Here is a 25503-nt window from a genome sequence, read left to right as displayed (position 1 = left end):
CCATGCCGGGCTCGATCCAACCGATTACGGCAGCCGCTACTCCGGCTTGATGCCCAGGCGGTCGAGCTCCTCGTCGATGATCGCGGTGTCCAGCTTCTGGAAGACCGGGGTGGGCTTGGCGACCGGAGTGCCGACGACGATCTCGTGGCGCTCCCAGGTGGGCGCGCCGGAGTAGTCGCCGGTGATGATCGGGTAGGGCTTGCCGTCGTCGAGGTCCTCGACCTCCTCGATGCGGGGCATCGGGGCGACCTCGCCCTTGCCGCCCAGCGCCTTGTCGATCTCGTTGGCGGAGAACGGCAGGAACGGGGACAGGATCAGGTTGAGGTCGGCGACGCACTGCGCCATCACGTGCAGCACGGTGCCGAGGCGCTCGCGGTCCTCGGGAGCCTTGGCCAGCTTCCACGGCTCGAGGTCGGTGACGTACTTGTTGACCTCGCCGACCGCGCGCATCGCCTCACCGATCGCCTGCTTCTGCCGGTGACGACCGATCAGGTCGCCGACGGTGCCGAACGCGGCGCCGACGGTGTCGAGGATCGCCTGGTCCGCCTCGGTCAGCGCCCCGGCGGGGGGCAGCTCGCCGAAGTTCTTCGCGATCAGGGTGGCGGTGCGGTTGACCAGGTTGCCCCAGCCGGCGACGAGCTCGTCGTTCGTACGCCGCACGAACTCCGCCCAGGTGAAGTCGGAGTCGTTCGACTCGGGGCCGGCGGCGGCCACGAAGTAGCGGAACGCGTCGGGCTGGTAGCGCGAGAGGAGGTCGCGTACGTAGATCACGATCTTCTTCGAGGAGGAGAACTTCTTGCCCTCCATCGTCAGATACTCGCTGGAGACGACCTCGGTCGGCAGGTTCAGCACGTCGAAGGAACCGGGCTGACCACCCTTCGACCCCTGACCGTTGTAGGCGATCAGCTCGGCCGGCCAGATCTGGGAGTGGAAGACGATGTTGTCCTTGCCCATGAAGTAGTACGACAGCGCCTCCGGGGCGTTCCACCAGTCGCGCCACGCCTCGGGGTCACCCGAGCGTCGGGCCCACTCGATCGAGGCGGACAGGTAGCCGATGACCGCGTCGAACCAGACGTACATCCGCTTGGTCGGGTTCTCGCGCCAGCCGTCGAGCGGGACCTTGATGCCCCAGTCGATGTCGCGCGTCATCGCGCGCGGGCGGATCTCCTTGAGGATGTTCTGGCTGAACCGGATGACGTTGGGACGCCACAGGCCGGTCTGCTCGCGGTCGTCGAGGAACGCGTGCAGCGCATCGGCCAGGGCGGGCAGGTCGAGGAAGAAGTGCTGGGTCTCGACGAACTCCGGGGTCTCGCCGTTGATCTTGGAGACCGGGTTGATCAGCTGGTCCGGGTCGAGCTGGTTGCCACAGTTGTCGCACTGGTCACCGCGTGCCCCGTCGGCCCCACAGATCGGGCAGGTGCCCTCGATATAGCGGTCCGGCAGCGTCCTGCCGGTCGACGGCGAGATCGCGCCCTTGGAGGTCTGCTCGACGAAGTAGCCGTTGTTCCACACCCCGAGGAACAGCTCCTGCACCACCGAGTGGTGGTTGGCCGAGGTGGTGCGGGTGTAGAGGTCGTACGTCAGGCCGAGCGAGACCAGATCCTCGACGATGATCCGGTGGTTCTTGTCGACGAGCTCCTGGGGAGTCACGCCGGCCTCGTCGGCGGCGATCAGGATCGGGGTTCCGTGCTCGTCGGAGCCGGAGACCATGAGCACGTCGTGGCCCGCCATCCGCATGTACCGACTGAAGACGTCGGAGGGCACGCCGAAACCGGCCACGTGGCCGATGTGGCGCGGGCCGTTTGCGTACGGCCAGGCGACTGCGGACAGAACGTTGCTCATGGCCCCATCCTAGGGAGAGGGCGCCATCAGTTTTCTATCGACATGGCTATCGATGCGGGCAACCCGGATCACGGGTTGAACATCTGGTCCCGCTGGTAGGCGTACTTCCGGATCCACGGCAGCCACTTGGCGAGCTGGGCGCCCGGGCAGGAGGTCTCGTTGGTGTGGAAGTGGCCGTCGATGACCCAGACCCGCACCCGCCGGCCGGCCGGGAACCGGTCGCTGCCCTTCGAGATCGTCTCGAGAGTGCCGCGCTCGTCGCGGCCGGCCATGTCGAGCTTCCAGGCCGCCATCCGCTCGGTCTTGATGAGGGCGTCGTCGGAAGGACGTACGTTCTCGAAGTTGCCGATCAGGGCGATGCCCATCGACTGGTGGTTGAAGCCACGCGTGTGCGCGCCCTTGACGAGCCGGTCGATGCCGCCGGAGCGGCCCTCCCAAGCACGGCCGTACTTGTCGATGAGGAAGTTGTAGGCGATGTCGAACCACCCCAGTGACCTGGTGTGATAGCTGTAGATGCCGCGGATGATCCCCGGCACGTCGCCCTTGGAGTAGTTGTTGCTCGTCGCGGTGTGGTGGATGTGGACCTGCTTGAGCGAGCTGTTGTACTCCGGCCGGCCGTTGCGCCAGGAGTTGTTGGCACCCCACTGCGACCGGGTGAAGATCACCGGTTTCGGCGCCCACTTCGGTCGCGACCGCGCGACCCGGCCGTTGGCGCTGCCGTTCGAAGCGCTGCCGTAGCCCAGGTCGTCGGCCTCCCGCTTCGGCGCCTTGACGTCCTCCTGCGGCCCGGTGTTGATCAGGGTCAGCTTCAGGTCCTTGGGCTGCGCACCCTCGACCCGCACCTGTACGCCGCTGGCCCGGCCGGTCCACACCGGCTGGGTGCCTCGGCGCTCGACCTTGCCGCGCGCGGCGACGTCCCCTTCGCCGCCGTCAGGCAGGTCCTCCTGCAGCGGCAGCTCCTGCCACTCTCGCCACTGGTCCGACTTGCTCACCCGCACCTCGACCTGGGGAATCTGCGCTCCGGTCCAGGAAACCCCGACCATCGAGAAGGTCGTCGTACGCAGCTTCTCCGTCGAGGCCGCGGCGGCGGACCGCTCGTTCAGCCGCGGCGGCAGCTTCACGTCACGGGTGGCGATGCCGTCCTCGAGACGGGGCAGCTTGATCAGCTGACCCTCCTCGGCGGCAGCCGGATCGATCGCCGAACCGATGGCAGGCACGAGCATCGACGCGCCGACAACGACAGCGGTCAGGGTCACGGTGATGACGCGGGGGAAGCGGGCCATACCCTTGATTTTGAAGAGTCGAGCGCCCGACATGCCGCAAACGCATGTGTTCGGTGTGTCGTTTGGGACTTCTGTGACTAAAGCGACGGTGCCGGCGCGAACGGCACCGGCCTCCCGGCGTACGCAGCCAGGTGCTCGTAAGCACCCGATCCCTCGGGCGCCGAGAGCGCGTTGGCGAAGGCCCGCCCCTTGCGCTCCGGCCCAAGGATGCGGTCCATCGCGACGACCGCCCGCTGGGCGACCGCCTCGTCGAGGCCGTCGGTCGGGCGGCCGAGCGCCGCGCACACGTCCCAGGTGTGGACCGCGATCTCGGCGGACTGCCAATCGGGGTCGATCATCACCATGTCGTCGGGGCCGACCTCGCGCCACAGGTTGATCAGCGCGTTGCCCCTGGTGCGGAGCTCCTCGCCCAGGTTGACCGCGTAGTCCTCGCGCCCGTCCCATCCCGGCGGCGAGCCCTGGAGCATCGTCACGAAGACTCGGGGCTGGGCGATCATGTGGTTGGCCAGCTTGCGCAGGTCCCACTCGGGACACGGCGTCGGCCGGGTCAGGTCGTCCGCCGTGACGGTGTCGAGAAGCTCTGCTGCCTGCGTCAGTGCCCGCTGCAGCGCGAACACTCCCATCTGGTCAACCACACGACCATGGTCTCAGGCGAGCCTGCGTCCCGCGAAAGCAGCCAGCCGCTCGTACGCCCCGGCGCCCTCGGGCGCCGCCACCTCGGCGTCGAACGCACCCGTGCGCATCTCCGGCTTCAGGGTCGCCTTCATGAAGGCCAGCCCGACCTCGGCCAGCTCCGGGTCGAGCTCGGAGGTCGGGACGTCGAGCGCCTGCGCGAGATCCCACGAGTGGGTCGCGTACTCGGCGACGAGCAGGCCGACCGGCACCACCGCGCCGCCCTCCCAGCCGTCGGTGCCGGCGCCCTGGTCCCACGCGTGCAGCACGTCGTCGGCACCGACCTTGAACGCCGGTCCCCAACTCTCGCTGACGTGCGGCGCCGGCGCACCCCAGTCGGGCTCCCCACCACGAAGCATCGTGACGAAGTTGGTGCCGTCCGCGATCACGTGGTCGGCCAGCGTGCCGACGTCCCACTGCCGGCACGGCGTCGGCCGCGAGACGGTCTCGGCGTGCACCCGGTCGAGCAAGTCGCCGGTCTGGTCCAGCGCCCGCGAGAGAATTCCTGCCTCGTCTGTTGTAGTCACCCAGCCAACGTACGACTGGTTGACCTCGGCGTCACCGCCAAATTCAGCTGAAGTCGAGGTCGTGGACCCGCGCGCGCTTGAGCTCGTAGACGTAGGGGTAGGCGGTGATCAGCTGGAACCCGTCCCAGAGCTTGCCGGCCTCCTCGCCGTTGGGCGCCTTGGAGATGACCGGCCCGAAGAAGGCCGAGCCGTTCATCGCGATCGTCGGGGTGCCGACGTCGTTGCCGACCTGGTCCATGCCCTCGTGGTGGGACTTGGCGATGTCCTCGTCGAACGAGGAGTCATCCATCGCGTCGGCGAGCTCGACGGGCAGGTCGACCGAGGCCAGCGCGTCCTCGATGACCTCGCGGGTGAAGTCCTTCTTCTCCACGTGGCGCCGGGTGCCGAGCGCGGTGTAGATCTCGGCGAGCTTCTCCTGGCCGTACTCGTTCTGCACCGCCATGCAGACCCGCACCGGGCCCCATGCGGTCTTCAGCATCTCCCGGTAGTCGTCCGGGATGTCCTTGTCCTGGTTCAGGTACGCCAGGCTCATGATGTGCCAGGTCACCTCGACGTCACGCACCTTCTCGACCTCGAGGATCCAGCGCGAGGTGATCCAGGCGAACGGACAGGCGGGGTCGAACCAGAAGTCGGCAGAGGTCTTCTCGAGGGTCTTCTCGGACGGCGCAGCGGGGGTGGTCTGTGTCATATGACACTGAACCACCCCCGCTGCGGATCTGTTCCGGCCGTCAGTTGACGGTGGTGAAGTCACCCCCGCTGGCCCAGTAGGCGACCTCGTCGCCGCTGTAGGCAGCAGTCACTGCGTACTCGCCCGCGGGGAGCTTGACGAAGGTGACTCCGGCCGAGCTACCACTGAGCGTCTTGGTGACCGTACGTCCGCCGTTGGTCGTGATCTTGACCGTCCCGGTAGGCAGGTAGCCCGGCGCGGTGACCTGGACGGCCACCTTCGCCTCCCGGGAGCCGCCGGTCGCGGTGACCTTGACGCTCGGCTTGACGCGGACCCGGCCACTGGGGCCGTACGTCTTGGTCAGCGTCCCGCTGCTGGAGCGGGCGACCACGGTGACGCTGAGGCGGCGACCGACGTCGGCCTCGGTCGGACGGTACTTCTCGGTCGTGGCGCCGGAGATCGGCGTGCCTTCACGCGTCCACTGGTAGGAGAGGTCGACCGCCTCGCTGAAGCCGCCCGGGTCGACCTGCATCAGGCCACCGAGACGAGTGCCGCCCTTCACGAAGCCGGCCTCGGTCTGCGCCAGCTCGCCGCCGCTGGGCGGCTCCGCCGGCTGCTGCGGCGCCTTGCCACCGCCGACGAGCGTGCCGGCGAAGGCGTACGAATTCTTCGAACGGTAGCCCTCCTGGACACCGACGACCACCGCGCCGATCCTCTTCCCGGAGGCCGCTGCGGGCACCTTCAGGAAGCGGGACTTGGTGCGCGTGATCAGCTGCTTGTCGGCGTACCACCTGACCTCGCCGATCTTGGCCGACGGCTCGTAGTCCGCCCCACCGACGGAGACCGTCGAGCCGACCTTCTGGGTGCCGGTGATCTTCGGCTGCGCCAGGACCTTGAACGTGCCCTGCTTGATCGGGGGCAGGATCTGGCTCATCGTCTTGGCCTCGCTGTAGTCCCGGCGGGTGCCGGTGAGCACCGCCGCGATCTGCTTGCCGGCGAGGTGGCCGGGGATGCGGAAGGTCTTGTTGGTCGCACCCGGGATCGGCTTCTTGTCGACGATCCACTGGTAGCGGATCTTGTTGGGGTTCGGGCTCCACGAGCCGGTGTTGACAGTGACCGCCTTGCCGACCTGTGCGGTGCCCTCGACCGTGGGCCGCTTGGTGACCGAGAGGCGCTGGTCGTTGAAGTGGATGAACCCGGTCGGGTAGTTCACCGAGTCCCTCCCGATCCGGCGCCAGCTGATGTCGCTGCCGTAGTTGGACTCCGAGATCGTGATCGTGTCCGCGCCGACCTTCTCGACGATCGCGACGTGCCCGAAGCGGCTCGCGCTCGGGTGCGAGGAGTGCCACCAGGCGACCGAGCCGACGGTCGGCGTCCTGTTCGTCAGCCTGCTCAGCGCAACGCCCCAGTTGGTGGCGTTGCCCTCGCCCGACCAGGGACGAGCGTTCGGCAGGCCGGTCTGGATCAGCTTGTACGCGACGTAGTTGGTGCAGTTGCGACCGGCGTACATCCGCCAGTACATGCTCCCCCACGCACTCTCGTAGCCGCCGGTGGAGTAGCCCTTGCTGCGGCAGTCCGAGAAGCCGGAGCAGAGCGTGATGGAGCCCGCGTGCGCCGGTGATGCCAACTTGGGGATGACTTGCACACCGAGGCCGACGAGCAGCAGAACCGCACCGGTGACCAAAGCCCGGCGCAGCGCCCCGCCAGGCTTCCCCACCTGGCGCGACTCCTGTGAATACTGATGTTCCTGTGACTTGAGGGGCACATGAGCACCCTAGAGAAAGTTGTCAACCATTGATACCGGTGTGTCGGAATTACAACACTGTATTTTTACTTTTCACGCTCGGCGACTCCCAAGAACCGGCAACAAGCGCTATATAAATGTCTCGAATTCCGGGCACAGTGAGAGGATCCAGCCATGCCTGGAACCAATCTGACGCGCGCCGAAGCCACCGCTAGGGCCGCACTACTCGACGTCCTGTCGTACGACATCGATCTCGACCTCACCACGGGTGCTGAGACCTTCGGTTCGACGACGACGATCACCTTCACCTCCACCGAGGCCGGCGCCTCGACCTTCGCCGATCTGGTCGGCGCGACGGTCCACGAGATCACGCTCAACGGCGTGGCGCTCGACCCCGCGGTGGCTTACCAGGACTCTCGGATTCAGCTCGACGGCCTCGCCGCCGAGAACGTGCTCGTCGTCAAGGCCGACTGCGTCTACTCCCACACCGGCGAGGGGCTGCACCGCTTCGTCGACCCCGCCGACGACCGCGTCTACCTCTACTCCCAGTTCGAGGTCCCCGACGCGCGCCGCGTCTACACCACCTTCGAGCAGCCCGACCTCAAGTCCGTCTTCACCTTCCACGTGACCGCTCCCGAGGGCTGGAAGGTCGTCTCCAACGCGGTCACGCCCGAGCCGAAGCCGCTCGGCGACGGTCGTGCGACCTGGGACTTCGAGCCCACCAAGAAGATGTCGACCTACATCACCGCGCTGATCGCCGGTGAGTACCACGAGGTCCAGGACGTCTACGAGGGCAAGTTCGGCACCATCCCGCTGGGTCACTACTGCCGCCAGTCGCTGGTCCCCCACCTCGACCGCGACGAGGTCGTGAAGATCACCAAGCAGGGCTTCGAGTTCTTCGAGGACGCATTCGACTTCCCCTACCCCTTCGGGAAGTACGACCAGCTCTACGTGCCCGAGTACAACATGGGCGCGATGGAGAACGCCGGCGCCGTGACGCTGCGCGACGAGTACCTGCCGCGCTCCAAGCAGCCGCGCTCCTTCTACGACTTCCGCGCCTCGGTGATCCTGCACGAGATGGCGCACATGTGGTTCGGCGACCTGGTCACCATGAAGTGGTGGGACGACCTCTGGCTCAACGAGTCCTTCGCCGAGTGGGCCTGCTACCACGCCCAGGCCAACGCGACCGAGTTCACCGACGCCTGGACCGGCTTCACCAACGCGCGCAAGCAGACCGGCTACCGCCAGGACCAGCTGCCCACGACGCACCCGATCGCCGCGGACAACTACGACCTGCAGGCCGTCGAGGTCAACTTCGACATGATTACCTACGCCAAGGGCGCCTCCGTCCTGAAGCAGCTCGTGGCGTGGGTCGGGCTCGAGCCGTTCCTGGAGGGGCTGAAGGCCTACTTCAAGGAGTTCGCCTACGGAAACTCCGAGTTCAAGGACCTGCTGCGCCACCTCGAGGCCGCCTCCGGGCGTGAGCTCCAGGGCTGGGCCCAGGAGTGGCTGCAGACCGCCGGCGTCAACACCCTCGCGCCCGAGTTCACCCTCACCGAGGAGGGTTCCTACGCCTCCTTCGCCGTGCGCCAGTCGGCTGCCGCCGACTACCCGACGCTCCGTCGCCACCGCATCGGCCTCGGCCTCTACGACCTGGTCGACGGCTCGCTCGTGCGCCGCGACGCGTTCGAGATCGACGTCACCGGTGAGCTGACCTCCGTTCCCCAGCTCGAAGGCGTCAAGCAGCCCGACCTGCTGCTGCTGAACGAGGGCGACCTGACGTACGCCAAGATCCGGCTCGACGAGCGCTCGCTGGCCACCGCGCTGTCGTCGCTGTCCGTGCTGGGCGACTCGCTCTCGCGCGCGCTGATCTGGGGTGCGGCCTGGGACATGACCCGCGACGCGGAGATGCGGGCGAGCGACTTCGTCGAGCTCGTACTCGCCAACATCGGCCAGGAGACCGACGCCTGGGGCGTCACCCGGATCCCGGTCTTCGCCGCCCAGGCGGTGGGCTCGTTCTCGGCTCCGGCCAACCGCGACGCCCTCAAGGCGCGCTGGGAGACCGGTCTCCGGGAGCTGCTGGTGGCCGCCGCGCCGAGCAGCGACCACCAGCTGACCTTCGCCCGGACGTACGCCGCGGCAGCCCGCTCCGAGGCTGCGATCGCCGACCTCAAGGGTCTGCTCTCCGGCGACCTGGTCTTCGAAGGTCTCGACATCGACCAGGACCTGCGCTGGGCGCTCGTCACCGGCCTGGCCGCCTCGGGCACCTTCGGCGAGGCCGAGATCGCCGCCGAGCTCGAGCGCGACAACACCATCTCCGGCCAGGAGAAGGCAGCCGCCGCCCGCGCCGCGCAGCCGACGGCCGAGGCCAAGGAAGCCGCCTGGGAGTCCGTCGTCGTCCGCACCGACGTGGCCAACGAGACCGCCCGCTCGATCGTGCTCTCGTTCCAGCGTGGCGGGCAGGACGAGGTGCTGGCGCCCTTCGTCGACCGCTACTTCGAGGCCGCCGACACCCTCTGGGACCACCTCGGCACCCACCGCGCCTCGACGGTGCTGGAGTTCATCTTCCCCAAGCCGGCCGCCTCCCCCGAGCTCCTGGAGAAGGCCGACAAGTGGCTCGAGACCTCCCCCGCCGAGCCCGCCGCCAAGCGGTACGTCCGCGAGGGACGTGACGAGGTCGCCCGCGCCCTCGCCGCCCAGGAGCGCGACGCGCAGTAGCACCACACGCGAAGGGCCCCGGAAGCACCTGCTTCCGGGGCCCTTCGCATCTGCTCGAAAACCAAGAATGGAAGGGAGATCTCCCCTTCCACTAACAACTTTATAGCGCATATAGGGGCTTGCCGCAAGACCCCCGGATTGGGGCAGAATCTCGTCCTCGAACAGGTAAAACACCTGATCAGACAGGGGATTCAACGTTGCAAGCATTCGATCTCGCGGGCCGTCACGACGCCAAGGCGGACCCGGCATTGATCGCCGAGGACGAGCAGCACTTCGCTGCCATCGCGGAGAGTCTCGAGGAGCAGATCTCCGAGCTGAACGAACGGCTGGATGACGTACGCCGCCGCCCGGGCGGGCACGGGCAGGAGGCGATGGATCGCGATCTGGAGGTGCACCGGATCGGTGGGCAGCTGCGGATGCTGCGCAGGTTCAGTCTGGACCTGTGCCTGGGGCGGATCGTCACGGAGTCGGGCAGCACCATCTACATCGGGCGGCTCGGGCTGACCGCCAGCGACGGCCGGCGGCTGCTGGTCGACTGGCGCTCGCCGGCAGCGGAGCCGTTCTTCGCGGCCACGCACGCCGACCCGCGCGGGCTGCTGAGCCGGCGCCGCTACCGCTGGACCAACGGGCGGATCACCGACTACTGGGACGAGGTCTTCACCGCCGAAGGGCTCGAGGGGCACGCCGCCCTCGATGACCAGTCGGCCTTCATCGCCACACTCGGCAGCAGCCGCTCGCCGCGGATGCGCGACGTGCTCGGCACCATCCAGGCCGACCAGGACGCCATCGTCCGAGCGTCCTCGCGGGGCGCCTCGGTCGTCGACGGCGGTCCGGGGACTGGCAAGACCGTGGTGGCGCTGCACCGCACGGCGTACCTCCTCTACTCCGACCCGCGCCTGGGCGAGGGCAAGGGCGGGGTGCTGTTCGTGGGGCCGCACGAGCCCTACCTTTCCTATGTCGCGGACGTGCTGCCGAGCCTGGGCGAGGAGGGCGTACGCACCACCACGCTGCGCCGGATGGTGCCCGAGGGTGCCTCGCTGGTCCCGGAGCAGGACAAGGAGGTCGCCCGACTCAAGGCCGACGCCCGGATGGTCGCGGCGATCGAGCCTGCGGTGGCGCTCTACGAGAAGCCTCCGTCGAAGCCGACCCTGGTCGAGACGCCTTACGGCGACGCGGTGATCAGCACCGGCGACTGGGCCGAGGCGATCGCCGCGGCCGAGCAGGGTACGCCGCACAACGACGCCCGCGACCAGGTCTGGGAGGCGCTGCTGAGGATCGTGACCGAGAGGATCCAAGAGAACACCGGCGCCGACCCCGACCGCGACTACGACGCCGATATCGACGACTGGGGCGACGAGGACCAGGAGGAGGACGAGTTCGACGCGTACGGCCTCGTCGACGAGGACTCGACCGACGCCCTGCGCGCCTCGCTGGAGACCAACGCCGGACTGCTCGACGTCTTCGGCGAGGTCTGGCCGCGGCTGCGCCCGGCCGACATCGTCGGGGACCTGTGGGAGGTGCCCGCGTTCCTGCGGATGTGCGCGCCCTGGCTCACTCCCGACGAGATCAAGACGCTGCAGCGTGACCGGGTTCTCCAGGCCGGCAAAGCCTGGACCGAGGCGGACCTGCCGCTGCTCGACGCCGCCCACCGCCGGCTCGGCGACCCCGACGCCTCGCGGCGCCGGAGCGCCCAGAAGGCAGCGGCGGCCGCCGACCGGAAGGCGAAGGCAGCTGTCGTCTCGGACCTGATCAGCCACGACGACTCCGACATGAAGGTGATGTCGATGCTGCGCGGCCAGGACCTGCGCACCGCGCTCCTCGACGACTCGGTGCGGGAATCGGAGGAGCTCGATCCCTACGCCGGCCCGTTCGCGCACATCGTCGTCGACGAGGCGCAGGAGCTGACCGACGCGGAGTGGCAGATGCTGATCAGCCGCTGCCCCTCGCGCAGCTTCACGATCGTCGGCGACCGCGCCCAGGCGCGGCACGGGTTCACCGAGTCGTGGCAGGAGCGGCTCGAGCGTGTCGGCCTGGACCGGATCGAGATGGCCGGCCTGAGCATCAACTACCGCACGCCCGAGGAGGTGATGACCGAGGCCGAGCCGGTCATCCGCGCAGCACTTCCCGACGCCAACGTGCCCACGTCGATCCGTGCCTCCGGCATCCCGGTCGTCCACGGATCCGTCGCGGATCTCGACGTGATCCTGGACACCTGGCTCGCCGAGAAGGAGGAGGGTGTCGTCTGTGTGATCGCCGCCGGCTCGAAGGACGTCAACGAAGGCCGCGTACGCCGCCTGTCCCCCGTGCACGCCAAGGGGCTCGAGTTCGACCTGGTCGTCCTCATCGCCCCCGAGACGTACGGGACCGGGATCGAGGGTGCCGTGGACCGCTACGTCGCGATGACGCGGGCGACCCAGCAGTTGGCCATTCTCAGCTAACCGACCCGAAGGGTCAGTGCGTCGCGGCGGGGAGGTTGTCGTCGTCTGCCTTGTGGGGCTTGGGCAGCAGCCCCTCGCCGCGGAACACACCCGGCAGGAGCACGAGGAGGGAGATGACCACCATCAGGATCACCGGGATGAGCAGGATGAGCAGGAGCAGACCGGAGGCGGTCATGTCCTCGGCGACCGGCCAGCCGTTGGGAACCTCGGCGCTGGCGGGGCCGGCGGTAGCAACAGAGGCGACGACGGCGGCGGAGGCGGAGGCGCCGAGGAGGCCGGCGCGGCGCAGGATCTGGTTGCTCACGGGTCAGATACTAACGGCGTAGGTCCCGTAGTACGGACTCGGTGCGGGCATTGGCACGCGCACGATGCTCCATACCGTCAATGGCATGTCGACGAGACGAGCCGCAGTTGCAGTTGCAGTCGCAGGATTGCTCCTCAGCCTCACGGGCTGTTCCTCGGCCACACCTGAGAGTGATTCGCGTGACGTCCGCGCCGAGGATCGCGCCGAGGGTGCAGCTGAGGGCGAGTTCGGCGTTTCTCGAGAACCGTGGCAGGTGGTGCTGAGCGCTCCGCGGGCCAAGGGCATGTGGTCCGCGGAGTTCACCACCGACTACGTCGCGGTGTGGGATGACAGGGAGGATGTCGGCCAGCGGCAGAAGCTCTCCGTCTCCGACAAGGCGCATGACGAAGTCCTGGAGTGGACGTCACGCGGTGGCGACTGGATCCTCCAGGACGTCTGGCTGACACGCCACTTCCTCGTCGTCGAGGAGATCAACGAGACGGCCAAGAGGATCGAGCTGAGGGCCTGGGATCTCTCCACGGGCGAAGAGATCGAGATCCCCCTGCAGCCCAGCCAACCCGAGATGGCGGCCGACTTCGGCCGTGTGGCCTTCATGACTGGGCGAGCAACCACCAGCATCTGTCAGCAGAGTCTGGATCTTGCCACCGCGGAGCTCGCCACACCGCGCTGTGCCCGGCCGGGCGCCGTTCTCGGAGACCTCGCGCTCGGCCAGAAGGAGACCACGTACTCCGAGGTTGTTGCCCCAGGAACCGACGATCGCTGCAAGAGTCTCCTCGTCGACGGATCGAACCCGACGCGCGAAGTACCCATCACGAAGCGCTGCCTGGGCTGGAGCTCGGCGATCGCCGATGGCCTGGTCGCTTGGGACGAGACGGATCCGGCGAGTGAGAGCTTCCCGACCTCTCTCGGCTACGTCCTCGCCGGCGACCGCAGGAGTGCGCTGGGTCCGATGGTGACCGACACACTTGTCGGCTGCGGGTCGAGCTTCTACTGGATCGAGGTCGACGGGCTCGGCCACCGGATCGAGCGCTGGACGCGCGGGTCCGGCGTGCAGACCGTATGGGGTCCGCAGGACGAACGACTACCAGGCGAGCTGCAGTGCGCCGACGGACGTTGGCTGTCGACACGTGTCGATGACATCGACGGGCACGAGGAGTCGCTGACCTTCGCGGTCCTCGACTCGGCGTGAGCACCGACAGCGCTTGCTGCGCTGCATCAACGTCCCGGGGACCATCCGGACTCGGGCGAAAGCAATGTCGAACAGGAAGGAAGCTCATGAATATCCCCCAAGCGGTCGCAAGTATGACCGCACTGATGAGCCTCGGCGCACTCGCGTCGACGGCCCCGGCGCATGCGACGGATGTCGGCACCCTCGACACCTCGGCCATCGCGGCGGAGGTCGCGGCGACCTCGCCGAGCAGCGCGGAACTGGCCGAGCTCTCCACGCTCGACCAGGTCACCAAGCTCAACCGGTGTGTGGACCTGGCGACCGAGCGCTACTGCATCGGGCTCGGGTTCGTCGACGTCGACCCGAGCTACGAGCGACTCGCCAACGCTGCGAACGCCGCGCCGGTGTCGGATCCGACCGGCGCCATGTCGACGGCGGACTGGGTACGGACCCGGCTGGAGATGTCCGATGCGGAGCGGATCAAGGCTGAGCAGGACGAGATCGACGTCGCCCTTGCCGGCGTCGAGAAGGCCCGCACCGAGCGTCTTCGGACCGAACTCACGCAGTCCGGCGACTTCGGCCAGGCCGACGTCGGGACGCAGGCAGCTGTGGGTGGGCCGTACACGATCATGACCGGGTACCAGACCAAGCAGGGGAAGACCTACTACTGCGGGCCTGCCACGATGCAGTCGATCGATTGGGGCGACCCGGGCGACGACGGCGTGAAGGACACCCAGAACGTGTGGGCAGACATCCTGGGCACGACGGCAGGATCAGGCACCGGAATCTCGGCGTTGGTGTCGACGACCAACTCAAGCACGACATGGGACAACTACGTCAACTCCTACATCGTCGGCTCCGTCAGCTCGTGGAACACGGCGACCTGGTACGACAAGCACTGGAACCACTTCGGCGGCAATCCGAACGCTCGCTCGCGCAAGGCCCCGATCATCGAGCACGTGATGCTCAAGAAGGCGTACTTCCCGTACTTGAAGTACGACCACGGCGGCCACTTCCAGGTCGGACGCGGGGCGAAGTGGGCCTCCGAGACCGACCCCAAGACCATCTACTACTTCGAGGTCTACAACGAGAACGACTGGTACAGCTCCGTGACCACCGATACGTGGGGTCCGAGAACGATCGCGTCCAGCACCTACCTCAACGCGACCAAGGCCCACGCCCAGCAGAACATCGGCTACTGATCCGGGAACATTCACCCGGGCCTGCCGATCCTCCCGAGGATCGGCAGGCCCCTCGGCATCTGCGAAGCGCCGTCGGCCCGGACCGGCCGCCGCTATGATTCGCGCGTGGATCGGGCTTCCGACGGTGGGCCACCACCATCACTCAAACGTCCCTCGTCACGGGACTTCAGTGGTTTGCTGCGGTTCCATCGCGAGTCCGGTGGCCTGACCCAGGACGAGCTCGCACACCAGGCGGGCGTCAGCGTCGCTGCGATCCGTGACGTCGAACAGGGCCGCACCAGGCGACCCCGACCCGCGACGGTCACCCGGATCGCGGCGGCCTTGGGTGTGACCGAGGATGAGCTGCTGCGGTTCGGCGGCGGGGCTGAAGCCACACCCGGTTCCACGCCGACCAGACCTCGCGCCGACGGCCGCGTCACGATCAACGTGCTCGGGCCGTTGGAGGCCAACCGCGGCCGGAGTCCTGTGCTGCTGACGTCGAGGAAACAGCGACTGCTGCTCGCCCGCCTCGCCCTGACCCCTGGCCAGCCGGTCGAGAGACACGAACTCATCGACCTGATGTGGGGTGACGCACCGCCAGCAGCGGCACCCGCACGGCTGAGCAGCCACATCACACGTCTACGCCACCAGATCGAGCTGCCCGGAGAGCGACTCATCTTCCCTATCGCAGCCGGCTACCGACTCGAGATCGATCGCGACCGGCTCGACATCACCCGCTTTCGGCACTTGGTCGCCACCGCCACCACGCAGAGCCCGGAAAGCTCGTTGGCGGCCCTGGGCGACGCCCTGCGACTGTGGCGTGGGCACCTTGATCTCGAGGAACTACGTCAGAGTCCGCTCGCTGCGGCTCTCGACAATGAGCATCTCCAAACGATTCACGCGTACGCGTCCGCCGCCGTTCGTCACGGAACCCCGGAGCTGGCGTTGCCCGAGCTGCGGTCGGCGGCTGCACATCACGAGCTGGATGAGGGTCTACACGCCCGGCTGATCGCTGTCTTGGGATCGGCCGGGCGACGCGCCGAGGGGCTGGCGCGGTACGACTCCATTCGCCGCCGACTCGACGACGAGCTGGGAGTGCGCCCCGGCTCCGCTCTTCAGGACGCCCTCGCAAGCGTTCTCCGGAACGAGATGGAACCGGCGACGCCGCGGACCAGTGTCCGCGAGAAGCCCCAGCAGCTGCCAGCACGTCCGCTGACCCTCGTAGGACGTGACACCGAGGCGAGTCGAGTCGAACGTGCCTTGTCCGAACCCGAACGGCGTCGCACCCCGGTGGTCGCGCTCATCGTCGGACCAGCCGGCGTCGGGAAGACGGCGCTCGCACTCACGCTCGGCCACCGCCTGGCCCATCGGTATCCCGACGGACATCTGTACGCCGACCTGCGGGGCGATGCCGGAGCGACCGTGCCACCGCGGATGGTCCTGGCCAGGTTCCTCAGGGCACTTGGGGTGCCTCAGCGCCGGATCGGTCGTGACGAGGTGGAAATGGCTGCCCTGTTCCGCAGCGAGCTGGCCGATCGCTCGATGCTCATCGTGCTTGACAACGTCGTCGACGGAGCGCAGCTGATGCCGCTGCTTCCTGGCGTCAGCGGCTGCAACGTGATCGCCACGAGCCGGCGACGGCTCCCGCAGATCCACGCCACCGTCACCCAGGAGCTGACCCCGCTCTCACCGGGCGACGCATGTGCCTTGATCGCCGCAGCTGCGGGCTCCGCGCGAGCAGCGGCAGAGCCGGGCGACACCGAAAGGCTGGCCGCTGCCTGCGGATATCTTCCACTTGCGCTACGGATCGCCGGTGCGCGGCTGGCGAGTCGCCCCACGTGGACCATCGCGCACATGGCCGGCCGCCTCCGTGACGAGAGCCAGCGGCTTCAGGAGCTGGCCGCAGGCGACGTGAGCGTACTGGCGACCTTCCAGGCCGGTTATGCGGACCTCAGTGCACGAGCGAGAGATGTCTTCAGGCTCTGCGCCGTCCATCCGGGTCCTGACGTGGATGCGGAAGCAGTCGCCGTCCTGCTCGGCTGTGACCCGGCCGAGGCCGAACTGGGCCTCGAAGAACTGCTCGACGCCAGCATGATGATGCAGTACGTGCCGGATCGCTACCAGGCCCACGACCTGTTGCGTCTCTATGCGCGCAGGCTCTTGGAGACGAGCGACGACGAACTCGATGCCCGTGCCCGCCTCCTGCGGTGGTACGTCGATCGCGTCACGGCCGCGATCGATCTGACGTATCCGAGGTCGGTGCGGCTGCGGGGGCACCTGGATGACCCCGGCCCGTTCCAGGACGAACACAGCGCGATGGCATGGCTCGAGCGAGAAGTCGGAGCGATGGTGATCCTGGCCGAGCGGGCCGTCCAGCGCCCAGCGACGCGGTATGCAGCGTGGGCCATGGCAGATCAGCTTCGGTCGTACTTCGTCATGCGTGGCGGCGTCGATTGGTGGGACCGGATCACGAGCGCCGGGCTCGAGGCCGCCCGCGCAGCTCAGGACAAGGACGCCGAGGCAATGATGCTGCTGTGCCGCTGCCAGGCCGCGGAAGCCTTAGGTCGTGAGAAGGAGTTCTTGGCCGACTCTGCCGAGTGCACACGGTTGGCACGGGCGAACGGCCAGTGGGAGATTGCTGCGTACGCGTCCTACGTCGTGGGGTGGTACCAGTTCGAGCGCGGGTCGTTCGGGGAGGCAGAGTCTTGGCTGGCCGATGCGGCGGCAGCGGCCGAGGGAGAGATGAGCGGTGTCAGAGCCACCATCCTCAATGGCTTGGGCATGCTCGCGCTCGAGCGCGCCGACTTCGAGGACTCTGCCGACTACTTCCGCGGCGCGATCGACATCAATCGCGCCATCGGCCGACGTCACACGGTACTGACCAACCGGGGGAACTTGGCCAGCGCAATCAGGCTGATGGGTCACGCCACCGGCGCCGAGGCCGAGCTGACCGATGTCCTTCGTGAGTTCGTGGCTCTCGGCGACCGGCGGGGCGAGCTGTCGACACTGGACGAGTTGAGTCGTCTGGAGCTGGATCGTGGAGACTCTCGCGAAGCCGTACGGCTTGCGACGCGTGCCCACACCCTTGCCTCGGCCCTCCACGACCCGAGGGCGACAACGATGACCGCGTGCACCCTGTCGATCGCCTCCAGCGCGGCGGGCTCGCACGAGCACGCGGCCCAACTCGCTCGTGCATCCATCGGACTTGCCGTTCGCCATGGCTACCGGTTCCACGAGGCCCGCGCCCGGGTTGCACTCACCGACGCACTTGCCCACCTTGGAGAGTGGGGAGAGACCCACTCGGAGCTCCAGCGATCCTCCGACCTCGTACGTAGCCACGATTATCGCGCGATCGAGGAAGCGTGCGTTCGACTTGCCGCAATCCTCGAAGAGGAGCAGCCGCCGTGATGACCGTCGCGTCGCGCCCGATGCCCGCCCGGGGATTGGCCGTCGACCTTGAACGGCTTGGATACTGGAACCCATGTCCATCCCCCCGAACCCCCCACTGATCTCGGTCTCCTGGTCGACGCTCGGCAATTGGGTGATCGGCATCCCCTTGCGTATCGCCGGCCTGATCCTGCTGGCGATCGTGCTCCGCTGGATCCTGCACCGGGTGATCGACAAGGTCGTCGTCCGCGCTGTGGAGGCCCCCGGGCTGAGCGGCAAGATCACCAAGATGGCCGACGGAGGCGAGGCCAGCGTCGCGTCATCGCGCCGCAGTCAGCGCGCCCAGGCGATCGGCTCCCTGTTCAAGAGCGTCGTCACCGGCGTCATGGTCGCGATCTTCGCCACCATGATCCTGGACCAGCTCGGCATCAACATCGCCCCGATCATCGCCTCGGCCGGGATCGTCGGTCTGGCGCTCGGTTTCGGCGCCCAGTCGCTGGTGCGGGACTACCTGTCCGGCATCTTCATGATCATCGAGGACCAGTACGGCGTCGGTGACAGCATCGAGGTCAACAACATCAGCGGCACCGTCGAGGCCGTGACGCTGCGGATCACCCGGCTGCGCTCGCTCGACGGCACGGTCTGGTACATCCCCAACGGCGAGATCCTCACCGTCGGCAACCACAGCCAGAACTGGGCCCGCGCGGTCATCGACGTCGGCGTCGGCTACAACGAGGACCTCAACAAGGTGCAGCGCGTGCTGCGCGAGGTCTCCCACGACCTGTGGGTCGACGAGGACTTCAAGGGCCAGATCATCGAGGAGCCCGAGGTCACCGGCGTCGAGGCGCTGGCCGCCGACGCCATCACCGTGCGGGTGCTCATCAAGACCCTGCCGCTCAAGCAGTGGGCGATCGCGCGCGAGATGCGCCAGCGGATCAAGGCCCGCCTCGACTACGAGGGCATCGAGATGCCCTTCCCGCAGCGGGTCATCTGGCACCGTGACGAGAAGGCGGCCGCTTCCGAGGAGGAGACGGCCAAAGCCTGACGTACGCCGCCAGTGATGCCCCGGCCGAGGTCGGGGCATCACCACATTTCAGGCGAGGGCGGCGTCGAGAGTGATGGTGGTGCCGGCGAGAGCCTGGCTGACCGGGCAGCCGGCCTTGGCCGCCTCGGCGAGGCGGACGAAGGTGTCGTTGTCGAGGCCCTCGACCACACCACGCGTGGTCAGCTTGATGCCGGTGATGCCCTTGCCGGGGGTGAACTCGACGTCGGCGCTGGTCTGCAGGCTGGTCGGCGGGGTGCCGTTGTCGGCCAGGCCGTTGGAGAAGGCCATCGAGAAGCAGGAGGAGTGGGCGGCGGCGATGAGCTCCTCGGGGCTGGTCTTGCCGCTGGGCTCCTGCGAGCGGGCCACCCAGGTGACGTCGTAGGTCCCCAGGCCGGAGGAGTCCAGCGTCACCTTGCCGGCGCCCTCGAAGAGCGAGCCCTCCCAGACGGTGGTGGCGGTGCGGGTGGTGGCCATCGTTATCTCCCAAAGTTCGTGTGAATGCGTACGCCCCCGATCCTGCCACGGCAGGCGAGCGCGGACCCGCGTGGAAGAATGGCTCAGTGACGTTTTATGAGGAGATCGGCGGGATGGACACCATCCGCACGATCGTGGCCAAGTTCTACGAGGGCGTGGCGACCGACGAGCTGATGCGGCCGATGTATCCCGAGGAGGATCTCGGTCCGGCGCAGGAGCGGCTGACGCTCTTCCTGGCTCAGTACTGGGGCGGCCCGACGACCTACTCCGAGCAGCGCGGCCACCCGCGGCTGCGGATGCGTCACGCCCCGTTCGAGGTCACCTCGGAGGCTCGTGACCGCTGGCTCCAGCACTTCCGCGAGGGCCTCGACGCCGCCGGCCTGACCCCGGAGCAGGACGCGCAGTTCTGGGCGTACGCCGAGCATGCCGCCAACTTCATGATCAACACCCCGAGCTGAACCCCGGGCCGATCCGTCAGCCCACGTGCACGTGCGGCCGCCGGCTCCGGTCCGGCTCGGCGCGCCGCAGAATCTCTCGGGTGGTCGGGGCGACCTCGCCGACCCCGATGAACAGGAACCGCAGCAGGTTGGTGACCGGGTTGCCCTCGGTCCACTCGAAGTAGATGTGCGGCACCACGCCGGTGACGTCGCGGACGTGGAGAAGGACGGCGGCCAGCGCGTTGGGCACCGCCGGTGCCTCCAGCCGCAGCACCCGTCGGCGTCCGGTGACCTCGCCGCGTACCTTCAGGGTGCCTTCGAAGTCGGACGGGTCGGTCACGAGCACCTCGACGAAGATGGTGTCCCCGTCGTCGGCCAGGTCGTTGTCGAGGACCATCTGGCGCAGCTTGTCCTCGTACTCCTCCGGCCCCTCGGTGCCCTCGTGCTCGTTGGCGATCAGCCGGATCTTGCGGCGCGCGCACTCGCGCAGGAACGTCTCGGCCTTCTTGTCCAGCTCGACGCCGGTCACCCGCAGCTCGAAGGAGCGCATGATCCGGGAGACCAAGGAGACCCCGATGATCGCGGCGATGAAGCAGGCGGCGATCTTGACCCCGTCGGGACGCTCGATCACGTTGGAGACCGTGGTGTAGGCGAACACGGCCGCGATCAGGCCGAACAGGACCGTCCGGACCCGCTGACCGGCCTTGTGCGCGGCCAGCGTCACCGCCACCGCGGCGGAGAGCATCAGAACCAGCACACCCGTCGCGTACGCCCCGCCCTGGGCGTCCACGTCGGCGTCGAAGATCCAGGTGATCAGGAAGGCTGCGGCCGAGATGGTCACCACCAGCGGCCGGGTCGCTGCCGCCCACTCCGGTGACATCCCGTAGCGCGGCAGGTAGCGCGGGATCAGGTTGAGCAGGCCGGCCATCGCAGAGGCGCCGGCGAACCACAGGATGAGGATGGTGGAGACGTCGTACGCCGTCCCGAACGCGCTGCCGAGGTAGTCGTGCGCGAGGTAGGCCAGTGCCCGGCCGTTGGCCTCGCCGCCCTCCTCGAACGCCTCGGCCGGGATCAGCAGGGTGGTCACCCAGGAGGAGGCGATCAGGAAGACGCTCATCGTCAGCGCGGCCGTGGTGAGGAGCTTCTTGGTGCCCCGGATCCGTCCGGCGGGGCGCTCCTCGGTGTCGCTCTCTTCGCCTCTGACCTGCGGCATCACGGCGACGCCGGTCTCGAAGCCACTCATCCCGAGGGCGAGCTTGGGGAAGACGAGCAGCGAGACGGCGATCATCGTGGTGATGTTGCCGTGCTCGACGAAGAGGGCGTCGTTCCAGCTGGTGAAGACGCTGGGGTTGCTGAACACGTGCACCAGACCGACGGCGATGACGATCGCGTTGAGTACGAGGAAGGTGGCCACCAGGCCGACGGCGATGCCGATCGCCTCCTTGAAGCCCTTGAGGAAGACGGCCCCGAGTGCCGCCAGCAGCACCAGGGTGATCAGCATGTTGTGCCCGTGCCAGGCGGACGGGAAGAGCGGGTTCTCGACCATGTGAGCGGCACCGTCGGCGGCGGAGAGGGTCATCGTGATGATGAAGTCGGTGGCCGCGAAGCCGAGCAGGGCGAGCACGAACGCCTTGCCGCCCCAGCGGGACAGCAGCCGCTCCAGCATCGCGATCGAGCCCTGACCATGCGGGCTCTCGGCCGCGACGCGGCGGTAGACCGGGAGCGCACCGAGCAGGGTCAGCCCGACCAGGACCAGCGTCGCGATCGGCGAGAGCAGGCCGGCGGCGAGGGCCGCGATGCCCGGCTGATAGCCCAGGGTCGAGAAGTAGTCGACACCGGTCAGGCACATCACCTGCCACCACGAGTGCTTCTTCTCGTGGGTCTCGGTGGGCTCTGCCGCGCCGGGGGCGCTGCTCGCCGTGGTCACTGCGGTCACCCGATCAATTCTTCAGGCCGGGCGGCCCGGATGCGGCATCCCAGCCCCACAGGAAGGCGTAAGGATTCCGTCAAGATTCCGCGAGGCGGGTGTCAGAGGAGCGTCCATACCGCCACCGGGGCCCGATCACGGGCGCACGCTGGGGATATGGAGCTGCTGGAGAAGGTCACGGCTGTACGCGCCGGAGCGGCCGCCGCCACGCTGCTGGTGGCCACGGCCGTCCTCACCGTCGCCGGCGTCGGCTTCTCGGCCTGGCTGATTACCATGGTCGCACTGAGCACCGGGGCCGCGCTGACGCTGACCATGCCGTACGCCCTGCTGCTGGCGCTGACCGGTTGGGGGCTGGTCACCGGATTCGCGGTCAACACCGGCGGTCAGCTGACCTTCACCGCCAGCGACCTGCGCCACCTGGCGCTGCTCCTGGCCCTGGGGGTCGTGGCCTCGCTCTACTCCCCCGGGTCGAGGGTGTAGCCGACCCCCGAGGTGGTGACCAGGTAGCGCGGATGCGAAGGGTCGTCCTCGAGCTTGCGGCGCAGCTGGGCGGCGTAGACGCGCAGGTAGTGGGTCTCGCGCGCATAGGCGGGACCCCAGACCTCCTTGAGGATCTGTTCGCGCGGAACCAGTCGGCCCACGTTGCGGGCGAGCAGCTCCAGGAAGGACCACTCGGTCGGGGTGAGGCGTACGTCGTCCCCGGCCTTGTGCACCCGCTTGCGGGCGAAGTCGATCTCCAGGTCACCGATTGCGAGCGTGGTCGCGGCTGGGGGCGCGGACTCCTGGGAGCGGCGTACGGCGGCTCGCAGCCGCGCCATCAGCTCGTTCATCGCGAACGGCTTGGTGACGTAGTCGTCGGCGCCGAGGTCGAGCGCCTCGACCTTGTCGTCGCCGTGCTGACGGGCGGAGAGCACGACCACCGGCACCTGGGTCCAGCCCCGCAGCCCCTCGATCACCTCGGTGCCGTCCAGGTCCGGGAGCCCGAGGTCGAGAAGGACGACGTCGGGGTGGGTCGCCGCGGCGGCGGCTAGCGCCGAGCGGCCGTCCGTCGCCGTCTCGACCTCCCAGCCGGCGGCGCGCAGGTTGATGGCGAGCGCCCGCAGCAGGGCGGGCTCGTCGTCCACCACGAGTACGCGACTCATCGCACACTCCTCGCGCGCGGCACCGCGACGACCATGGTCAGGCCGCCGCCGGGGGTGTCGTCGGCCGACAGCCGGATGCCCAGTGCCTCGCTCAGGCCCCTGGCCACGGCCAGACCGAGCCCCAGCCCGCCGGCCGAGGTGTCGTCGAGACGCTGGAACGGCTCGAACATCCGCTCCCGCTGGTCCTCGGGAACCCCAGGTCCACGATCGACGATCATCACCTCCACAGTCTCCGGTGTCTCGTGCGCCAGGACGCGCACCGGCTCGCCGGCGTTGGGCCCCTGCCTGCTGACCCGGACCGCGTTGCTGACCAGGTTGGCGACGATGCGCTCGAGCAAGCCTGAGTCGGTGCGTACGAGCGGGGTGTCCTCGCCCACCTCGAAGGCGATCGATCCGGGAGGCAGGCCGGCGACCGCCATCGGCAGCGACTCCTCCAGGCTGACGTCCCGCATCGCGGGATGCACCAGACCTGCCTCGACCCGGGAGAGGTCGAGCAGGTTGTCGATGAGCGCCTCGAGCTGGTCGGCTGAGGTCGCCGCCGACTCGACGAGCTCCTTGCGGTCCTCCTCCGGCACCCTGCCCACGAGCAGGCCGTCGAGGGCGGCACGCATCGTGGCCAGCGGCGTGCGCAGGTCGTGGGAGACCGCGCGAAGCAAAGCGGTCGAGGTCTGCTCCGCCCGCTCCAGGGCGAGGGCGCGGTCGGCCTGGTCGCGCAGTCGCCGATGCTCCAGCACCAGCGACGTCTGGACCGCGAAAGCCTCCAGGACCCGTCGATCGCTCGCCCGCAGCGGGGTGCCACGAAGGACGATCACGTGGGTGTCGTCGACGGCGACCTGGGCGTCACCCTGGTCCGGGTCTGCCGGATAGCCGATCCCGGCACCGGCCAGCCGCACCCACCCCTGGGGTGTCTCCTCCAGCAGGACCACCGCCTGCTGGGCGAAGGTCTCACGCACCCGGCTCACGATCGCCTCGGCGGTGTCCTGGCCGGTGAGCACCGAACGGGACAGTGCACCCATCGTCGCCGCCTCTCCCCTGGCCTGGCGTGCTTCGGCAGCTCGCCGCGAGGCACGGTCGACGACGGTGGCGACGCCGACCGCGACCGCGACGAAGATCACCAACATCACCAGGTTGCGTGGCTCGGCGATGGTGAAGCGGCGTACGGGCTGGGTGAACCACCAGTTCAGGTGGAGGAACCCGGCCAGGGCGGCGACCACCGCCGGCCAGCGCCCACCCACGAGCGCGACCAGGACGGTGGCGGCGAGCAGCAGCATGCTGGCCAGCGGGAGCTGGTTGGAGATGTCGCCCTCGATGCCGTCGTTGTGGAGCAGCCAGACCAGGGCCGAGGGCACCAGGAGCGCGCTGATCCACCCCAGGGTCTGCCGGGTGCGGCTGAGCGGTGACCCGAGGCCGCCTCGGACCCGCGAGCCGCGGGCGATCTCGTCGTGGGTGACGAGGTGTACGTCGATCGAGCCGGCCGCGGCCGCGATCCGGTCTCCGGTGGTGCCGGTGAAGAGCCTTCGCAACCGCCCGTGACGGGAGACGCCGACGATGATCATGGTGGCGTTGGCGCCGGTCGCGAAGTCGACGACGGCGGTCGCCGCGTCCTCGCCGATCACGCTGTGGAAGGTGCCGTCCAACGACGCCGTCAGCGCCTGGACGCGCTCGATCGACCCGGCCTCCGGCCTGGCCAGCCCATCGGCGGTGACGACGTGTACTGCCAGCAGCTCGGACCCCTTCGCCCTCTGGCACAGCCGAGCCGCTCGCCGCAGCAGCGTCTCCGACTCCGGGCCACCGGTGACCGCGACCACGATTCGCTCCTTGGTCGGCCAGGGGTGCTCGATCCGGTGCTCGCGGCGGTAGTCGCCGAGCGCATCGTCGACCCGGTCGGCGAGCCACAGCAGCGCCAGCTCGCGCAGCGCGGTCAGGTTGCCGACCCGGAAGTAGGAGGTCAGGCTCGCGTCGATGTTCTCGGGCTTGTAGATGTTGCCGTGGGCCATCCGCCGCCGCAGCGCGTCGGGCGCCATGTCGACGAGCTGGATCTGGTCGGCGGTGCGGACCGCCTCGTCGGGCACGGTCTCCCGCTGGCGTACGCCGGTGATCCGCTCGACCTCGTCGTTGAGCGACTCCAGGTGCTGGATGTTGACGGTGGTGATCACGTCGATCCCGGCCGCACGGATCTGCTCGACGTCCTGGGCTCGTTTGGTGTGCCGGCTGCCGGGCACGTTGGTGTGCGCGAGCTCGTCGACGCAGACCACCTTCGGGTCGCGGGCGATCACCGCCTCCACGTCGAGCTCGGTGAAGGTCGCCCCGCGATAGTCGATCTCCCGGCGCGGGATCACCTCGAGTCCTTCGATCTGGCGCGCGGTGTTGCTGCGGTCGTGGGTCTCGACGAACCCGACCACCACATCGGTCCCCCGCGCCTGGCGCCGCTGCGCCTCGCCGAGCATGGCGTACGTCTTGCCGACGCCTGGCGCGGCTCCGAGATAGACGGTCAGGCGGCCCCGCTTTCGCGGGGACCGCCCGTCCGTTGACGTGGTCTGCACGTCC

General features: G+C 68.5%; 19 protein-coding genes. 8 read left to right on the top strand and 11 right to left on the bottom strand.

The window, feature by feature from the left end; all coding sequences use genetic code 11:
• Window positions 1–36: 36 nt before the first annotated feature.
• The 6 genes from metG to ABZU72_RS25400 all read right to left on the bottom strand — a co-directional run bounded on the left by metG (window position 37) and on the right by ABZU72_RS25400 (window position 6708).
• Complete coding sequence (gene metG, locus ABZU72_RS25425) at window positions 37–1842, bottom strand: methionine--tRNA ligase (RefSeq protein WP_355021569.1); 1806 nt, start codon at window positions 1840–1842, stop codon at window positions 37–39.
• Window positions 1843–1910: 68 nt separating this feature from the next.
• Window positions 1911–3125 carry an N-acetylmuramoyl-L-alanine amidase gene (locus ABZU72_RS25420; protein ID WP_355021568.1) on the bottom strand — a complete coding sequence of 405 codons (1215 nt, stop codon included), beginning with the start codon at window positions 3123–3125 and terminating at the stop codon, window positions 1911–1913.
• Between the two features lie 77 nt (window positions 3126–3202).
• The gene (locus ABZU72_RS25415) at window positions 3203–3760 is read right to left on the bottom strand and encodes a maleylpyruvate isomerase family mycothiol-dependent enzyme (RefSeq protein WP_355021567.1); all 558 of its coding nucleotides are present in this window, start codon (window positions 3758–3760) and stop codon (window positions 3203–3205) included.
• A 12-nt stretch (window positions 3761–3772) separates the two neighbouring features.
• Entirely contained in the window at window positions 3773–4324 is a 552-nt protein-coding gene (locus ABZU72_RS25410; RefSeq protein WP_355021566.1) for a TIGR03086 family metal-binding protein, read from the bottom strand.
• 43 nt (window positions 4325–4367) lie between these two features.
• Window positions 4368–5012, bottom strand: coding sequence for a DsbA family protein (locus ABZU72_RS25405; RefSeq protein WP_355021565.1), 645 nt, complete (start codon window positions 5010–5012; stop codon window positions 4368–4370).
• A 40-nt stretch (window positions 5013–5052) separates the two neighbouring features.
• Window positions 5053–6708, bottom strand: coding sequence for a CHAP domain-containing protein (locus ABZU72_RS25400; RefSeq protein WP_355021564.1), 1656 nt, complete (start codon window positions 6706–6708; stop codon window positions 5053–5055).
• 201 nt (window positions 6709–6909) lie between these two features.
• On the opposite strand from ABZU72_RS25400, the gene pepN reads away from it, so the two are divergent.
• Window positions 6910–9453: an aminopeptidase N gene (gene pepN / locus ABZU72_RS25395; RefSeq protein WP_355021563.1), complete on the top strand. Its 2544-nt coding sequence runs from the start codon at window positions 6910–6912 to the stop codon at window positions 9451–9453.
• Window positions 9454–9650: 197 nt separating this feature from the next.
• The gene (gene helR, locus ABZU72_RS25390; protein ID WP_355021562.1) at window positions 9651–11891 is read left to right on the top strand and encodes an RNA polymerase recycling motor ATPase HelR; all 2241 of its coding nucleotides are present in this window, start codon (window positions 9651–9653) and stop codon (window positions 11889–11891) included.
• 13 nt (window positions 11892–11904) lie between these two features.
• On the opposite strand, the gene ABZU72_RS25385 is transcribed toward helR, so the two are convergent.
• Window positions 11905–12195: a hypothetical protein gene (locus ABZU72_RS25385; RefSeq protein ID WP_355021561.1), complete on the bottom strand. Its 291-nt coding sequence runs from the start codon at window positions 12193–12195 to the stop codon at window positions 11905–11907.
• Between the two features lie 256 nt (window positions 12196–12451).
• Between ABZU72_RS25385 and ABZU72_RS25380 the strand changes: the two genes are divergently transcribed.
• From ABZU72_RS25380 to ABZU72_RS25365, 4 genes are all read left to right on the top strand, one after another.
• Window positions 12452–13384 (top strand): hypothetical protein, encoded by a 933-nt coding sequence (locus ABZU72_RS25380; protein ID WP_355021560.1) that lies wholly within the window; start codon window positions 12452–12454, stop codon window positions 13382–13384.
• A gap of 113 nt (window positions 13385–13497) precedes the next feature.
• Window positions 13498–14565: a hypothetical protein gene (locus ABZU72_RS25375; RefSeq protein WP_355021559.1), complete on the top strand. Its 1068-nt coding sequence runs from the start codon at window positions 13498–13500 to the stop codon at window positions 14563–14565.
• 105 nt (window positions 14566–14670) lie between these two features.
• Window positions 14671–17952, top strand: a complete 3282-nt coding sequence (locus ABZU72_RS25370; protein WP_355021558.1) for a BTAD domain-containing putative transcriptional regulator — start codon at window positions 14671–14673, stop codon at window positions 17950–17952.
• 73 nt (window positions 17953–18025) lie between these two features.
• The gene (locus ABZU72_RS25365) at window positions 18026–18976 is read left to right on the top strand and encodes a mechanosensitive ion channel family protein (protein WP_355021557.1); all 951 of its coding nucleotides are present in this window, start codon (window positions 18026–18028) and stop codon (window positions 18974–18976) included.
• 48 nt (window positions 18977–19024) lie between these two features.
• On the opposite strand, the gene ABZU72_RS25360 is transcribed toward ABZU72_RS25365, so the two are convergent.
• Window positions 19025–19450, bottom strand: coding sequence for an OsmC family peroxiredoxin (locus ABZU72_RS25360; RefSeq protein WP_355021556.1), 426 nt, complete (start codon window positions 19448–19450; stop codon window positions 19025–19027).
• 86 nt (window positions 19451–19536) lie between these two features.
• Between ABZU72_RS25360 and ABZU72_RS25355 the strand changes: the two genes are divergently transcribed.
• Window positions 19537–19908: a globin gene (locus ABZU72_RS25355; protein ID WP_160025142.1), complete on the top strand. Its 372-nt coding sequence runs from the start codon at window positions 19537–19539 to the stop codon at window positions 19906–19908.
• 16 nt (window positions 19909–19924) lie between these two features.
• On the opposite strand, the gene ABZU72_RS25350 is transcribed toward ABZU72_RS25355, so the two are convergent.
• Window positions 19925–21823 carry an amino acid transporter gene (locus ABZU72_RS25350; protein ID WP_355021555.1) on the bottom strand — a complete coding sequence of 633 codons (1899 nt, stop codon included), beginning with the start codon at window positions 21821–21823 and terminating at the stop codon, window positions 19925–19927.
• Between the two features lie 147 nt (window positions 21824–21970).
• On the opposite strand from ABZU72_RS25350, the gene ABZU72_RS25345 reads away from it, so the two are divergent.
• Complete coding sequence (locus ABZU72_RS25345) at window positions 21971–22294, top strand: hypothetical protein (RefSeq protein ID WP_355021554.1); 324 nt, start codon at window positions 21971–21973, stop codon at window positions 22292–22294.
• Here ABZU72_RS25345 and ABZU72_RS25340 read toward each other — a convergent pair.
• Both ABZU72_RS25340 and ABZU72_RS25335 read right to left on the bottom strand, forming a co-directional pair.
• Window positions 22270–22956: a response regulator transcription factor gene (locus tag ABZU72_RS25340; protein WP_355021553.1), complete on the bottom strand. Its 687-nt coding sequence runs from the start codon at window positions 22954–22956 to the stop codon at window positions 22270–22272. The two genes, ABZU72_RS25345 and ABZU72_RS25340, sit on opposite strands and share 25 nt — an antisense overlap.
• Window positions 22953–25499, bottom strand: a complete 2547-nt coding sequence (locus tag ABZU72_RS25335; RefSeq protein WP_355021552.1) for a DUF4118 domain-containing protein — start codon at window positions 25497–25499, stop codon at window positions 22953–22955. The genes ABZU72_RS25340 and ABZU72_RS25335 overlap by 4 nt, the downstream gene beginning before the upstream one ends.
• Window positions 25500–25503: the final 4 nt, after the last annotated feature.

Source organism: Nocardioides sp. NPDC004968 (genome assembly GCF_040608935.1).
In the GTDB taxonomy this organism is placed as follows: Bacteria; Actinomycetota; Actinomycetes; order Propionibacteriales; family Nocardioidaceae; genus Nocardioides.
The sequence above is the reverse complement of the archived record's forward strand: the minus strand, read 5'-3'. Positions and strand labels throughout refer to the sequence as shown.